Annotated in this window: 13 protein-coding genes; 10 read left to right on the top strand and 3 right to left on the bottom strand. The window is 70.0% G+C overall.

Going from position 1 to position 14,564, the window contains the following annotated elements; translation table 11 throughout:
- Positions 1 to 20 precede the first annotated feature (20 nt).
- The 10 genes from SSMG_RS35520 (at position 21) to SSMG_RS35565 (ending at position 11,332) form a co-directional block, all read left to right on the top strand.
- Positions 21 to 677: a 2-C-methyl-D-erythritol 4-phosphate cytidylyltransferase gene (locus SSMG_RS35520; protein ID WP_009084201.1), complete on the top strand. Its 657-nt coding sequence runs from the start codon at positions 21 to 23 to the stop codon at positions 675 to 677.
- The gene (gene ispF / locus SSMG_RS35525; protein ID WP_037715922.1) at positions 674 to 1,147 is read left to right on the top strand and encodes a 2-C-methyl-D-erythritol 2,4-cyclodiphosphate synthase; all 474 of its coding nucleotides are present in this window, start codon (positions 674 to 676) and stop codon (positions 1,145 to 1,147) included. The genes SSMG_RS35520 and ispF overlap by 4 nt, the downstream gene beginning before the upstream one ends.
- 204 nt (positions 1,148 to 1,351) lie before the next feature.
- Positions 1,352 to 3,349 (top strand): hypothetical protein, encoded by a 1,998-nt coding sequence (locus SSMG_RS35530; protein WP_009084202.1) that lies wholly within the window; start codon positions 1,352 to 1,354, stop codon positions 3,347 to 3,349.
- On the top strand, positions 3,346 to 4,818 hold the full coding sequence (locus SSMG_RS35535; RefSeq protein WP_009084203.1) for an ABC transporter substrate-binding protein: 1,473 nt from the start codon (positions 3,346 to 3,348) through the stop codon (positions 4,816 to 4,818). The genes SSMG_RS35530 and SSMG_RS35535 overlap by 4 nt, the downstream gene beginning before the upstream one ends.
- A gap of 70 nt (positions 4,819 to 4,888) precedes the next feature.
- Positions 4,889 to 5,575, top strand: coding sequence for an HAD family hydrolase (locus tag SSMG_RS35540; RefSeq protein ID WP_009084204.1), 687 nt, complete (start codon positions 4,889 to 4,891; stop codon positions 5,573 to 5,575).
- Between the two features lie 29 nt (positions 5,576 to 5,604).
- The gene (cysS, locus tag SSMG_RS35545; RefSeq protein WP_009084205.1) at positions 5,605 to 6,990 is read left to right on the top strand and encodes a cysteine--tRNA ligase; all 1,386 of its coding nucleotides are present in this window, start codon (positions 5,605 to 5,607) and stop codon (positions 6,988 to 6,990) included.
- A 30-nt stretch (positions 6,991 to 7,020) separates the two neighbouring features.
- Positions 7,021 to 7,977, top strand: coding sequence for a 23S rRNA (guanosine(2251)-2'-O)-methyltransferase RlmB (rlmB, locus tag SSMG_RS35550; protein WP_009084206.1), 957 nt, complete (start codon positions 7,021 to 7,023; stop codon positions 7,975 to 7,977).
- 39 nt (positions 7,978 to 8,016) lie between these two features.
- The gene (locus SSMG_RS35555) at positions 8,017 to 8,688 is read left to right on the top strand and encodes a TetR/AcrR family transcriptional regulator (RefSeq protein ID WP_009084207.1); all 672 of its coding nucleotides are present in this window, start codon (positions 8,017 to 8,019) and stop codon (positions 8,686 to 8,688) included.
- A gap of 780 nt (positions 8,689 to 9,468) precedes the next feature.
- Entirely contained in the window at positions 9,469 to 10,902 is a 1,434-nt protein-coding gene (locus tag SSMG_RS35560) for an MBOAT family protein (protein WP_009084208.1), read from the top strand.
- A 64-nt stretch (positions 10,903 to 10,966) separates the two neighbouring features.
- The gene (locus SSMG_RS35565; RefSeq protein ID WP_009084210.1) at positions 10,967 to 11,332 is read left to right on the top strand and encodes a hypothetical protein; all 366 of its coding nucleotides are present in this window, start codon (positions 10,967 to 10,969) and stop codon (positions 11,330 to 11,332) included.
- An 80-nt stretch (positions 11,333 to 11,412) separates the two neighbouring features.
- Here the strand turns inward: SSMG_RS35565 and SSMG_RS35570 are convergent, their stop codons facing one another.
- The 3 genes from SSMG_RS35570 to SSMG_RS35580 are packed head-to-tail and all read right to left on the bottom strand — an operon-like array spanning position 11,413 to position 14,549.
- A complete protein-coding gene (locus SSMG_RS35570; RefSeq protein ID WP_009084212.1) occupies positions 11,413 to 12,063 on the bottom strand; it encodes a class II aldolase/adducin family protein in 651 nt (216 codons plus the stop codon).
- Positions 12,064 to 13,512 carry an FGGY-family carbohydrate kinase gene (locus SSMG_RS35575; RefSeq protein WP_009084213.1) on the bottom strand — a complete coding sequence of 483 codons (1,449 nt, stop codon included), beginning with the start codon at positions 13,510 to 13,512 and terminating at the stop codon, positions 12,064 to 12,066.
- A complete protein-coding gene (locus SSMG_RS35580) occupies positions 13,509 to 14,549 on the bottom strand; it encodes a 2-hydroxyacid dehydrogenase (protein WP_009084214.1) in 1,041 nt (346 codons plus the stop codon). Before SSMG_RS35580 ends, SSMG_RS35575 begins: the two co-directional genes overlap by 4 nt.
- Between the last annotated feature and the right edge of the window lie 15 nt (positions 14,550 to 14,564).

Below are 14,564 nucleotides of genomic sequence, written 5' to 3' on the forward strand. Positions count from 1 at the left end.
TTCCCTACGATCACGACCTGATGAACCCACAGGTGCACAGCGTCGCGTTCGTGACTGTCGCGCACCGTCCGGCCGATCCCGAGCTCGCGCTCGCGGCCGTCGGCGGTGCAGCACTACTCACGCACACCGTGCGGGGGCTGCTCGGCACACCGGAGATCGATCTGGTGGTCGCCGCAGCCCCCGAGCGGTGTGCGAAGTCGTTTTCCGAGGCTCTGCGCGGCCTCGGCTGCCGGGTCGTTCCCGGTTCCTCGCTCCGGCAGGCGTTCGCCGCCGTCGAGCCGCTTCTCGCGCCGGACGCCGTCGTGCTGGTGCACGACGCGCTGCGGGCGTTCACTCCACAACGGACGATCCGGCGGGTGCTGGCCGCGGTCCGGAACGGCGCGCCCGTCGCCGTGCCGGTGCTGCCGATGTCCGACACGGTGAAAACCACCGACGAATCCGGAATCGTCACCGCCACGGTCGATCGCGACGGTCTCCGCAGCGCGCAAACCCCGGTGGGTTTTTCCCTTTCCGCTTTCCGTTCCGCGCTCGCCGATTCCGCTGACCCCGGTCTCGCCGACACCGCGGGCGCGGCCACCGTCCCCGGCGATCCGGACGCGATGCGCGTCGCGAGCGCCTTCGAACTCACCCTCGCCGAGGCGCTCGTCGCCGGCGGGGACCGAGAGGATCCCCTGTGACCGATCTCCGGGTAGGCAACGGCGTCGACGTCCATCCGATCGAACCGGGCCGCGAATGCTGGATGGCCGGGCTGCTCTGGCCCGGGGTCGACGGCTGCGCGGGCCACTCGGACGGCGACGTCGCGGCCCATGCCCTGTGCGACGCCCTGCTGTCCGCCGCCGGTCTCGGCGACCTCGGCGCGGTATTCGGCACCGGCGATCCGCGCATGGACGGCGCGCACGGCACCGACATGCTCGTCGAGGTGCGCGCCTTGCTGGCGGCGGAGGGCTGGCAGGTGGCCAACGCGACCGTGCAGGTGATCGGCAACCACCCGCGGATCGGGAAACGGCGCGACGAGGCGCAGCGGGTGCTGAGCGACGCCGTCGGCGGACCGGTGAGCGTTTCCGGGACGACGTCGGACGGGCTCGGGCTCACCGGCCGCGGCGAGGGCATCGCGGCGGTCGCGACCGCGCTGCTCGTGCGCGGCTGAGCGGAATTCGCGCGGCCGGGAAATCGTCATATTCCCTTTTTCGCCGATAGCTGACCAGCGACCACAACGCGATTCCCGGAAAACGATCATTGCCGATCGGGCACGAATCTCCGCGGACTTCTGCGCGGGCAATCGCGGCTCATTATAGTTATTCCGCGACGTTCGCGGCGGCAGGGAGCGGGGCCGCCCGGCCAAAGGGGGACGATGCCCGTCGATGCGCATCGCTTGTCCGGAGTACGTTCGATCACCGGAAGGCTGGTCGAAGAACTGCTGAGCCGTCCGGGAGGACAGAGCAGACCGCTGCCGATCGCGGTGGCGCTCGGCGTGCGCGGTGCGGGGAAGTCGGCCCTGCTGGAGGAATTGCGCTCGCGGTGCGCGGACATCCCGCACGCGCTCGTCGATTTCGAGCGGCGCGACTGGGAGCAGATTCAGCCGCGGGAACTGCTGGGCCACCTGGCTTTTGATCTCGGCAGGCAATGGCGGCAATTCGGCCGTATCGCGTTTCCCCGGCTGTGGCTGTGCATGCTCGTGCTGAGCGCGCCGGTGGAACTCGGCGACCGCCGGGCCGCGCTGCGCAAACTCCGGGACCTGATCGCGAAAAACCAGCCGCTGGAACGCAATCGCGACGCGATCGTGGACGTCGTCAAGCTCGTCGGCGGGGTCACGTCCGGCAGCAGCCTCCCTGGTTGGCACGAGGCGACCGAACTGCTGCTGCGCGGGCTCAGCTGGTACGACCGGCGGCGGCTGATGGGCAAGGTCAAGGCCATGCCGACCGGACCCGGCAACCACCAGGACTTCCTGATCGAAATCGCCAAGCACGCGCACGGCGACGAGGAGGACCGGGCGGCGGTCGACGCGATCATCTGCGACGCGTTCCTCGCCGACCTGCGCCGCGCGTACTCCGGCCTCTCCGGGAGCCGCCGGACGATGAATTGCCTGGTATTGCTGGACAACGCGCACACGAAGGGCGGACAGGACTTCCTGCGCGCGCTCGTCGAGGCGCGCAGGCACACGCCGGACGAGGCCGATCCGCTGGTGGTGATCGCGACGAGCCGGACGTGGAATCCCGACTGGGGCGAAAGCTGGTCGATGGTCACCGCGCATCCGAGCAGCGACCGGGAAATCCGCCGGAACCCGGAGCACCGGACCAGCGGGCTCGACTGGCCGGTGCCGCGGCTGCCCGCACAGGTCGAAACCGATTGGCTCCCCGGCCAGCCGGACAACCGCTGGTCCCCGTGGTACCTGCTGGAACTCGGCACGCTTTCCAGCGGCGACGTCGTCGATGTCGCCGCCGCGCACGACGTGCACCCGACGTCGCGGCTGCCGCGGTTCCTGTCCCGGCTCACCGACGGACATCCCGGCGCGGTCCAGGAGATACTGCGGACCGTCGCCGCTCGATACGATCCCGCCAACCCGAACACGTTGCGGGAAGCCTTGTACACCAAGGTCGTCCTGGACGACGGCGGCGAGTCCACTTTGCTCGCCGAGATGTGCGACTACCTGCTGCAGGACTTCTCGACGGCGAGCCGACAGGAACTCGTCACCGCGAGCGCCGCGGTCGACGTGGAAATGCTGTTCCACAAGGAAATTCTCGACCTGCGCAATCCGATGGGCGAGGGCCCGCTGTTCAAACAGCTCGCCGATCAGCTGTGGCTGCGGGCGGATCCGGACGATCCGTCGCGCTACGTCCTGCACCCGTGGCTGCGCCGGCTGCTGCTGCGGAAGCTGGCGACGCGCCCCGACGATCACCCGTTGAGCTGGGAAAAGGTGCACACTCGCTGCCGCGATTTCTACGAGAAGAACGGCCGCGTCGCCGCCGCCCGCTACCACGACCTCGCGCTCGAGAACGTCGACGCGGTGGTGACGCATCTGTGCAAACCGCTCACCACGCCGCACGCCGAGTTCGACGTGCCGACCGCGGAAGCGTGGCTGGGCGAACTGGACACGATCACGGCCGCGCCTAACCGCCTGGTGGAGAACGCGGATCCGTACCCGCAGGTGCAGCAGCGCGTCGGCGAATGGGAAGGCGAACTGGAGACCACCATGGCGTGGCTGGTCGTTTCCCTGTGGCTGGCGCGCGATCCGCTCGGCGACCCGGGCGGCACCCTCAACGCCACGATCGAGAGCGGATTCCACCATCTGGCCCAAGGCCGGGGACGAGGATCGATGCTGTTGCACGAGCGAGCGGAGCGCTACCGATGACGCAACGGATCAAACCGCCCCGGCCGGCTTGGGCGAAGTGGCTGTGGGGCGGCGGCGTGGTGCTGCTGGCCGTGGTCATCGTGGTCGCCGTGGTCGTGGTCGTCCCGGCGATCAGCAAGGCGAACCGGACCTGTGGCACCGGCGTCGAAGAGCGCGGCGAGAATTCCGAATGCGTTGGCACGACGGACGGCGAATTCGTGTTCTCCCCCGACCTCGCGGAGGTGGAAAACAGAATTCATCAGGAAAACACTGAAACCGTCGGCTCCGGAAAGCCGTACGTGACCGTCGCGGTCCTGCTGCCGATGACGCTCACCGACCACGACATTCTTTCCCCCGAATGGGTGCGGCACCAGCTCGAAGGGGCGTATATCGCGCAGCACCGGGCCAACAAAACGCAGTCGTGGGGCAGCGTGCCGCTGATCCGGTTGCTGCTCGCCAACCCCGGCAGCCAGCTCAAACAGTGGGAGCCGGTGGTCGACGACCTGATCGGCCGCACCGGAGCCGACCGCATCGTGGGCGTGACCGGGATCGGGCTGAGCCTCGGCACCGCACGCAGCGCGATCCAGAAGCTGTCCGACCACCGCGTCCCGGTCGTCGCCTCGCATCTCGCCGCCGACGAGTTCTCGCAGATCCCCGGGTTCCTGCGGGTGTCCCCGACCAGCTCGACCTACGGCAGTTCGATGGCGGGGTACCTGAAGCCGACCGCGCACACCGCCGCCGTCGTGCAGGACCAGAACCCCGGCGATCTGTACCCGAAGACGCTGGCCACCGCGTTCGCCAGGACGTTCGCCGACGCCGCGCACCGGATCGTCGGACGCACCGAGTCCTACGACTCCAGCCTGCCCGGGATCGAGAACACGTTCCTGCAGATGATGCCCAACATCTGCGGCGACAACCCGGACGTCGTGTACTTCGCCGGCCGCGAGGACCACCTGAAGTCGTTCGTCGCGCAGCTCGCCCAGCGGCCCTGCCTCGATCGGCACCTGACCGTGCTGACCGGCGACCTCGCCCAGGTCGGCCCGCCCGGGCCGGAAATGCGCCGCGGCCTCCAGGCGAACGTCACCGTGCTCGCGCCCGGTCTCGCGCATCCGCAGGCCTGGCGCGACCACCCGGAGTCGTTCAACAAGGCGGCCGTCGCGAGCTTCGAAGAACCAGGGTGCGACGGCTGTTTCACCGCGGTCTTCCCCCGCGAACGGCTGGACGACGGCATCGCGATCCTGGCGCACGACGCGGTGCTGACCGTGGTCTGGGCCATCCGCGGCATCCCCCGGGTTCTGCCGGAAGAGGTCACCGCGCAGGACGTGCTGCAGGCCCGGAACCGGCTGCACGGACAGTCGGCGGTCCCGGGAGCGAGCGGCATGATCTCGTTCGACGACCGCGGCGACCCGGTGAACAAGGCGGTCCCGATCCTGCGGGTCCGGCTCGACGCGACGCCGGAGTTCGTGGAGCTGTACGTCCCGGCCGGCTGAGCGCGGCGAAGGTGAGCCGGGGACCACAAACGGGCGGCATCGCACCCGGATTGCCCGATAAGGTTGGCACGTGGCCATCAACGCGGTGTTGTTCGACTTCTCCGGCACTCTTTTCCGGCTCGAGCAGCAGGACGGCTGGCTCGACGACGTGCGCGACGACGACGGCGAGGTGCTCGACGTCGAAGCGCAGACCGAGCTGATGCGGCGGATGACCGCGCCGGTCGAGCAGTCCGTCGAACTGGACGAGGAGCACCTCTACGCCTGGCACAACCGCGACCGCGACCCGGAACTGCACCGGAAGGTGTACCTGGAGGTGCTGCGGCTGTCCGGCGTTCCCCGGCGCGACCAGGCCGAGGCGCTGTACCAGCAGCTCATCACGCCGGACCAGTGGACGCCGTACCCGGACACCGAGGCCGCGCTCAAGGCGGTCGCGAGCAGCGGGCGCAAGGCGGGCGTGCTGAGCAACATCGCGTTCGACATCCGGCCCGCGTTCGGCCAGCGCGGCTGGGACGCGCACGTCGCCGAGTTCACGCTGTCCTTCGAGGTCGGAGCGGTGAAACCGGAGCCGGAGATCTTCCAGTCGGCGATCGAGCGGCTCGGCGTGCGCGCCGAGGAGACGCTGATGGTCGGCGACAGCGAGGAGGCCGACGGCGGCGCCCGCGCGCTGGGCTGCCAGTTCGCGCTGGTGGACCCGCTGCCCACCGCGCAGCGGCCGGACGCGCTGCTCGGCGTGCTGCGGGAGCACGGCGTGCTCTGACCCACAGTGGTCCCGGTACCCTTTACCTCGTGGCTTTGCACCTGTACGACACCGCGACCCGTGCCCCTCGGGAGTTCACTCCCGTCCGCAGCGGAACGGCGTCGATCTACGTGTGTGGGGCCACCGTGCAGGGAGTACCGCATATCGGGCACGTCCGGGGCATGCTGAATTACGACGTGCTCCGCCGCTGGCTGCTCCACAGTGGACTCGACGTGCTGCTGGTCCGCAACGTCACCGACATCGACGACAAGATCCTCACGAAGGCCGCCGACGCCGGCCGGCCGTGGTGGGAGTGGGCGGCGACGCACGAGCGGGCGTTCGAGAAGGCGTACGAGGACCTCGGCTGCCTTCCGCCGTCGGTCACGCCGCGCGCGACCGGGCACGTCACGCAGATGGTCCAGCTGATGGAGCGGCTGATCGAGGCCGGGCACGCGTACGCCGTCGACGGCGACGTGTACTTCTCGGTGAAGTCGTTCCCGGAGTACGGCGCGCTGTCCGGGCAGCAGCTCGACGAGGTCCAGCAGGGCGAGACGCCCACGCGCGGCAAGCGCGATTCGCGCGACTTCACGCTGTGGAAGAGCGCGAAGCCGGGCGAACCGTCGTGGCCGACGCCGTGGGGCGACGGGCGCCCGGGCTGGCACCTGGAGTGCTCGGCGATGGCGACCAACTACCTCGGCGCCGAGTTCGACATCCACGGCGGCGGCGTCGACCTGGTGTTCCCGCACCACGAGAACGAACGCGCGCAGTCGAACGCGGCGGGCGACGGGTTCGCCCGCTACTGGCTGCACAACGCGTGGGTGACCATGTCCGGCGAGAAGATGTCGAAGTCGCTGGGCAACACGGTCTCGATCCCGGCGATGCTGGAGCGCTACCGCGCGCCCGAACTGCGCTACTACCTGGTGCAGCCGCACTACCGGTCCACGGTCGAGTACTCCGACGGCGCGGTTTCCGAGGCGGCCCAGGGCTACCGGCGGATCGAGGCGTTCCTGCGCCGGGCGGAGTCGGCTGGAGCGGTTCCGGTGGGCGAGGTGGCAGCGGAGTTCGCCGCGGCGATGGACGACGACCTGGCCACCCCGGCCGCGTTCGCCGTGGTGCACAACACGGTCCGCGACGGTAACGCCGCCCTCGACAGCGGCGACACCACGAAGGCGCTCGAATTGGCCGGCACGGTCCGCGGGATGACCGGCGTGCTCGGTCTCGACCCGCTGTCGCCGGACTGGGCGGACGGCGGCTCGGACACTCCCGTCCGCGACGCGCTCGGCACGCTCGTGGAAGCCCTGCTGGCCGAACGCCAGGAGGCCCGTGCGGCGAAGGACTTCGCCCGCGCGGACGCCGCCCGCGACCGTCTCGTGGCGGCGGGGATCGCGGTGGAAGACACCCCGAACGGTCCGCAGTGGACGGTCAGGAACTCCTGACCTCCTCGCGGCAGCAGAGATTGAGGATTCATGGCAGGCAACTCACAGCGCAAAGGTGCCATTCGCAAGACGGGCACCAAGAAGGGCGCCGTCGTCGGTTCGGGCGGGCAGCGGCGCAAGGCGCTCGAGGGCAAGGGCCCGACGCCGAAGGCCGAGGACCGGCCCGGGCACAAGGCGTACCGCGCTGCCAACGCCGCCAACAAGCGTGACCAGGCCCGGCAGAAGAAGGCCGACCGCCCCGAGCTGATCGCCGGCCGCAACCCGGTCGTCGAAGCGCTGCGCGCGGACGTGCCGGGCACGGCGCTGTACGTCGCGCTCAACATCGACATCGACGACCGGGTCAACGAGGCCGTCCGGCTCGCGGGCGACAAGGGCATCTCGATCCTGGAGATCCCGCGCGAGGAACTGGACCGCAAGACCAACCGGGCCATGCACCAGGGCCTCGGCCTGCAGGTGCCGCCTTTCGAGTACGCGCACCCCGACGACCTGATGCAGGCCGCGCGCGACTCGGGCAACACCCCGCTGTTCGTCGCGCTCGACGGCGTCACCGACCCGCGCAACCTCGGCGCGGTGATCCGGTCCGCCGCGGCGTTCGGCGCGCAGGGCGTTCTCCTGCCGGAACGCCGCAGCGCCGGAATGACCGCGGTCGCGTGGCGCACGAGCGCCGGCACCGCGGCGAAGCTGCCGATCGCAGTCGCCACGAACCTCACCCGCCAGCTGCGCGCGTGGGCGTCGAAGGGCCTGATGATCGTCGGTCTCGACGCGGACGGCACGGTCGACATCGACGCACTCGAACTGGCCGCGGACCCGCTGGTCGTCGTGCTCGGCTCGGAAGGCCGCGGGCTTTCCAGGCTGGTCCGCGAGACCTGCGACGCGACGGTGTCGATCCCGATGGCCGCTGGTGTGGAGTCGCTGAACGCCTCGGTCGCCGCCGGCGTGCTGCTGGCCGAGGTCGCCCGCCGCCGCCGGATCGCCGGACGCGTCTGATTTTTTCGGTGGAAGCACCGGCCTGTTATCGTCGATAACATGCCCGACGACGCCCGCACCCGCATCATCACGGCGGCCCTGGACCTGCTGACCAGCGGCGGCCCGGACGCGGTGTCGACCCGCGCGGTGAGCTCGGCGGCGGGCGTCCAGCCGCCGACGATTTATCGCCTTTTCGGAGACAAGGACGGTCTGCTCGACGCGATCACCGTCCAGGGCTACGCCGATTACCTGGCGGCGAAAACCGCGGAGCCGCCCGCCGCGGACCCGTTGGACGACCTGCGGCGGGGCTGGGATCAGCACCTGGAGCTCGGCCTGGCCAACCCCGCGCTGTACCTGCTGATGACGACCCGGCCCGGCCGTTCGCCCGCGTTGGAAAAGGCCCTGGAAATCCTCGCGGCACGAGTCAGCCGCGTCGCATCGGCCGGACGGCTCCGGGTGCCGGAACCCCTCGCCGCGGCTCTGATCCACGCCGCCGGCTCCGGGACGACGTTGAGCCTGATCTCGACGCCCCCGGATTCCCGCGACCTGACAGTCTCGACCGCGGCCCGGGAAGCGGTGCTCGCAGCGATCAGCACGGATCGGCCGGTTTCGCGAACCCCGGGCCCGGCCGCGGCGGCGACGGCTTTGCGCGCGGTGCTGCCACAGGTCTCGGGGTTGAGTGCGGCGGAGAAGGCGTTGATGGGCGAGTGGCTGGACCGGATCACCGATTGAGGTTGCCGGAACGCTTGCTTCGCTTCTGGTTCGCGCCTCTCTTCTGGCTCACGACTCTCGCGTCTTCTGCTCAGGCCTCTCGGGTCTTCTGGCTCGCGCACCTCGCGCTGCCGTCTCGCGTGGCTACCGCTCAGCTGCCGTAACTGCCCCGCCACGGCCGGATGGCCCGCCCTTCCTTCCGGCCTCTCGCACGCGTGAGCCCAAACCCGCCGCCCCATCCGCACGGCCACCGCCCTTCCGCCCCAACCCGTCGCCGCTCCTGCACGGCCACCGCCCCGCCGCGCCAACTCCCGCCCTTCGCGCTGCCGCAGCGCATGCCATGACTTTCTTGCGCAGCCGCTCACCTACTGCCCTCGCGCCGTCGCCTCGCGCACCGCCCGCCGTTCCGCTCGGCCGCCCCCATCGAAGTCCCGCGGGCCGCCAAGTCCGACTCCTACAACGTTCCCGCTAGCCGCCTGAACCTCCCGCCGCCGCATCACAAGCCCACCGCCCTTCCGCTAAGCCGCGCCACCCTCTGCCCCTCGCGCCGCCACATCGCACGCCACTGCTCCCCCGCCGAGCCACCCCAACCGGCCGCTCCCTGATCGCCGCCCCCACCCGTCGGCTTCCCTCGGCTCCCGGCCGCGGCGCAGCCTCCCCGGGCCGCTTCCCGCCGCGAGGGGCGAAATCCGCCCAAATCCGTCACCCTCGGTGATTCGTGCTGTGATCCGTCGGGCATCGCCCCGCGGAGCCACCCGCTCGGGCTAAGGTCTCCTCCGGAACCGAGGGGGTCCGTCACCGATGTCGTTCGTTTCGCCGCTGTTCTTGTGGTACTTCATGCCCGCGGTGCTGATCGCGGTCCTGGCGTGCCCGCGCAGCTGGCGCAACGGCATCGTCGCGGTCGCGAGCCTGCTGTTCTACACGATCGGCGCCGGGCCGTACCTGTTCCTGCTGCTGCTCTGCATGGCGGTGAACTTCCTGGCCGGACCGGCGCTGGAGCCGAGTCCGTGGGACGTGCGCGGCACGCGCCGGAAGCGGATCCTGATCGGCGTCATCACGCTCGACGTCCTCGTGCTCGTCATCTGGAAGTACGCCGGGTTCGCGACGCAGCAGATCGCGGCCGTCGCGCATTGGTTCGGCGGGGACCTGGGCGTCGCGAACATCGTGGTGCCCATCGGCATTTCCTTCTACACCTTCCACCACATCTCGTACGTGGTGGACATCTACCGCGGCGAGCGGCACGCGCTGCGCAACCCGGTGTCGTTCGCCGCGTACATCGCGATGTTCCCGCAGCTGGTGGCGGGTCCCATCGTGCGCTACCGGGAGATCGCCGACCAGCTTCCGCAGCGGCGTTCGCACCGGCTGGACGACATCGCCGCGGGCTTCCCGAGGTTCGCGCTGGGCCTGTGCAAGAAGTCGATCATCGCCGACTCGCTTAGCCCGATGGTCGAGGCGTGCTTCTCGACCCCGGCGAACCAGATGACGTTCACGACGGCCTGGCTCGGCGCGATCGGCTACACCCTGCAGTTGTTCTTCGACTTCTCCGGCTACTCGGACATGGCGATCGGCCTCGGCCGCATGCTCGGTTTCCGGCTGCCGGAGAACTTCGCCCGCCCGTACTCGTCGGTGACGATCACGGAATTCTGGCGGCGCTGGCACATGTCGCTGTCCCGCTGGTTCCGCGACTACGTCTACATCCCGCTGGGCGGCAACCGTTCCGGCGCGGGCAAGACCTATCGGAACCTGTCGATCGTCTTCGTGCTGACGGGTTTCTGGCACGGCGCGCAATGGACGTTCCTGATCTGGGGCTGCTACCACGGCGCGCTGCTGGTCATCGAACGCCGCTTCCAGCTCGGCGACGCCCCGGCCGGCCCGGTCGCCCGCATCGCCCGCCGGTTGCTGACGCTGATCCTCGTCGTGTTCGGCTGGGTCTTCTTCCGCGCCGCCGATCTCGGCCACGCCTTGTCGATGATCGGCCACATGCTGATCCCGGACTTCGGCGGCCTCGGCGACGTCGTGGAAAGCGCGCTGACGAACCAGCGGATGGTGATCCTGCTGCTGGCGCTGATCGTGTTCATCCTCCCGGCGCACCCGGTGACCGGCCCGCTGCTGGAATCGTCGCGAAGCCGCGGAGCGACCGCACTGCGCATCGGCGTCATGACGGTGGGACTGGTGTACGCGGCGATCCTGGTGGCCACGGGGACTTTCAGCCCGTTCCTGTACTACCAGTTCTGATCAAGTTCAGCCGGAACACGCGACAGGTAAGCTTCGCCCGTTGCCGAACGGAAGGCCCGGAACGATGACCGAACCGACCGCGCCGCCACGTCTGGCTTCCACCCCGAACGTGATCCCGTACGTCGACCCGCACGACGGGCCTCGGCGGTTGCTCACGATCGACATTTCCACGCACATTTTCCACGCCGGCGCGTACATCCCGTTCGCGGGCATCGACGGTCGGCAGTACGTCGTTTCCTGGGGTGCGGTGTCGTTCGAGATTCCCGCGGACCGCAACGTCCATGTCAGCGTGCACCTGCAGAGCAACGGCGGGGCCGGGTACACGCCGTCGCCGTTCGCGTCGATCATTCTGTACCCGAACCCGCTGCCGCAACGCCTGGCGACCCAGTTCGCCCGGGCGGGCATGGGGGCGCTCGTACCGCTGCCGTAAGCCGCACCCCAAGCTGAGGAACAGTTGCCCCACCTCGGTACCGCCACAGCCTCGGTATCCGCCAAGCCCGTCTTAATCAGTCAGCGCTGGCCGTATCCCTTCAGCTTCTCCACCACGTGCTCGATTTCCTCGGGCGCCAGCAGAGCCGGAGTACCGGCGGACCGAGCCGCCAGCCACACCTGGCAGACCCACTCCAACTGCTGCGCCCGGCTATACGCGCTCGACAACGAGTCGCCATAGGTGATCGTGCCGTGGTTGGCCAGGAGGCAGCCTCGGCGGGCTTCCAGGGCTTTCAGCATCGCGTCGGCAAGCTCGGTCGTGCCGTAGGTCGCGTACGGCGCTACCCGAGCCGTCGGACCGATCGCCGCGAGCATGTAGTGGATCGGCGGGACTTCCGTGACCAAAGTGGACACTGCGGTGGCGTGCACCGAATGCGTGTGCACCACCGCGTTCACCGGCGCGGACTCCGGATCGGTCGCCCGGGTGTACACGGCCAGGTGCATCGGGAGTTCGCTCGTCGGTTTCAAAGCACCGTCCGCGAGCTTGCCTTCGAGGTCCACCACGGGGATGTCGGCGGGCGTGAGGGCGGCGTAGTCGACCCCGGTGGGCGTTACGGCGACCAGGTCACCGGACCGCGCGGACACGTTGCCGGACGTGCCGACGACCAAGCCGTCCGCGGTCAGGCGGCGGGCGTACTCGCACACTGCGGCACGCTCGTTTTCCAGGATCATTCACAGCCTCCACAGTCCGCGCGCGGCAGACAGGGAAGCCTGGTAGTCGGCGTAACCGCGCTCGTAGCCAGCGACATTCTCGGGCCGGGCCTCGACCGTTCGCGAGTTCGCGGCCCAGCGGTCCCGATCGTACGGTGTGCCCAGTGCGTCCGCGGCGGTCAGCACGGCACCGCGGGCGCCGACGCCGGGATCGCTCGGGATCACGACCGGACGGCCGAGCACATCGGCGAAAATCTGCAGCCATTCGGGCGAGCGGACTCCGCCGCCGCAGGCGTAGAGCTGGCCCGACAGACCGGCTGCTTCGAAGCAATGCCGTGCGGCGTAAGCGATCGACTCGCACAGCGCCCGGACCAGGTCGGCCCTTCCGGTTTCCAAGCTCAGCCCAGAAAACTGTGCGCGTGCTCCGGCGTCGACGAAGGGCGCGCGTTCGCCCGACACCGACAGGAAGGGCAACGCGCGTACCCCGCGAGCGCCGGGTTTGCTGCTCGCCAGCAGCGGGTCGATTTGCTCCACGCTGATGCCCAGCAGTTCGCAGACCCAGTCGATCCCGGCGGTGCCGACCATCGCGGGCATCGCGTGCAGGTACTCGTTCTCGTCGGGCGTGCACAGGAACATGCCCGCCGGTTCCGCTTCGGGATCGAACGTCGGGTCGGAGGTGAGCACCTGACAGGCGAGCGTGGTCCCAGCGGTGAGGATGCCGTCGCCGGGTTTCCGTACCCCAGCGCCGATCGCGCTGGCCGGCAGGTCGAAAGGTCCTGCGGTGACTGGCAATCCGACCGGCAAGCCGAGCAATTCGGCCCCGCGCCGGTCGAGCCGGAACACCGACTTCGCCGGAGCTGGTTTCGCGAAGAGCGACCGGCGATGGCCCAGTCCGCAGGCCTCGATCGCGCCGTCGTCGTAGCTGCGGGTGGCCGGGTTCAGGAACGGCAGCGACGCGTCCGAAACGTCGACCGTGATCTCGCCGGTGAGCCGCTGCAGCACCGCGTCCACGCAGTATCCGGCGACCGCGGCGCGGTCCAGCACCTCGGGCTCCTGGGTGTCCAAATAGGACATGATGGCCGCGGTGCAGCCGGGGAACATGCCGGAACCGGTGCGGCGGAACACTTCCGCGGTCACGCCGTCGGCCTGCCATTTCGCGAGCACCGTGTTCGCCCGGCCGTCGAGCCAGGAAATGGCCGGGTGCACCGCATTGCCTGCCTCGTCGCGGAGCCAGAGCCCGTCGCCCTGTCCGGTCAACGCCAACGCGGACACCGGCTCGGGCAGCGCGGCCGCGACCTCGCGCACGACCGTCGCGACCGTGCCGACGACCTGGTCGAGATCCTGCTCGACCCGGCCGCCCGGAAGGTGGTGCACCTCGGACGGCGTGCACGCGCTCGCGATGGAGCTGCCGTCCTCGTCGAACACCACGGCCTTGGTGAGCGACGTCCCGATGTCGACCCCGACAATCACGGCCGTCGCTCCAGCACCTCGGGATTCGCGAGGTTGGCCAGCTGCTCGCCGCGCGCGTACCGGCCGACTTCCGCGGCGACGATCGTGGCCGCCCGCTCGGCCGTCTGCTTGCTCGCGCCGGCGAGATGCGGAGTCGCGATCACGTTGGGCGCGTCGCGCAGCGCCCAGTCCGCCGGCGGCGGCTCGACGTCGTAGACATCGAGGGCGAGCGCGCCGAGCCGACCGGAACGCAGGGCTTCGGGCAGCGGCGCGTAGTCGAGCAACCCGCCGCGAGCGGTGTTCACGAGGACCGCGCCCTCCGGCAGCAGGGCGAGTTTGCCCGCGTCGATGAGGTGCCGCGTTTCTTCGGTGAGCCGCGCGTGCAGGCTCACGACGCGGCTCTGCCGGAGCAGCTCGTCCAACTCGACGAGCTGCGCGCCATCGGCTTCTACCGCGGCACGGTCGGCGTACGGGTCGGCTACCAGGACGTTCGCCCCGAACGCGACGAGCACCTTGGTGACCCGGGACCCGATCGCGCCGTACCCGACGAGCCCGACCGTGGTACCGCCCAGCTCCAGCCCGGCCTGGTCGTAGGCGTAGTAGTCGCCGCGCCAGGTGCCGGCGAGCAGTTCGGCCGAGGAAGTCGAGATCCGCCGCATCGCGGCGAGGATCATGCCGACCGCGAACTCGGCCGCCGCGCCCGCGTTGCGTCCCGGCGCGTACGTGACGGCGACTCCGGCCTCGGTGGCGGCGGCGAGGTCGACGTTCACCGGCCCGCCGCGGCACACCGACACGAGCTTGAGCTGCGGCGCGGCGGCGAAGACCTTCTTGGTGAACGGAGCCATCTGCGTGACGACGGCCTCGGCACCGGCGAGTGCCTCGATCACCTGGTCCTCGGTGCCGCTGGCCTCCAGCACGTTGCCGACCGGCCCGAACGGCTCGACCGGCCACGGCAGCGTCAGCTCGGCGACCTCGTGGTCGCCGCCGAGTTCCGCGCGGACGGCTCCGGCCAGCAGGCCGGGGCTGACGAAGTGGTCTCCCGCAGCGAGAATGTGCAACTCTGCTCCCTCACT

This window comes from Streptomyces sp. AA4 (assembly GCF_000158875.1).
Taxonomy (GTDB): Bacteria; Actinomycetota; Actinomycetes; order Mycobacteriales; family Pseudonocardiaceae; genus Amycolatopsis.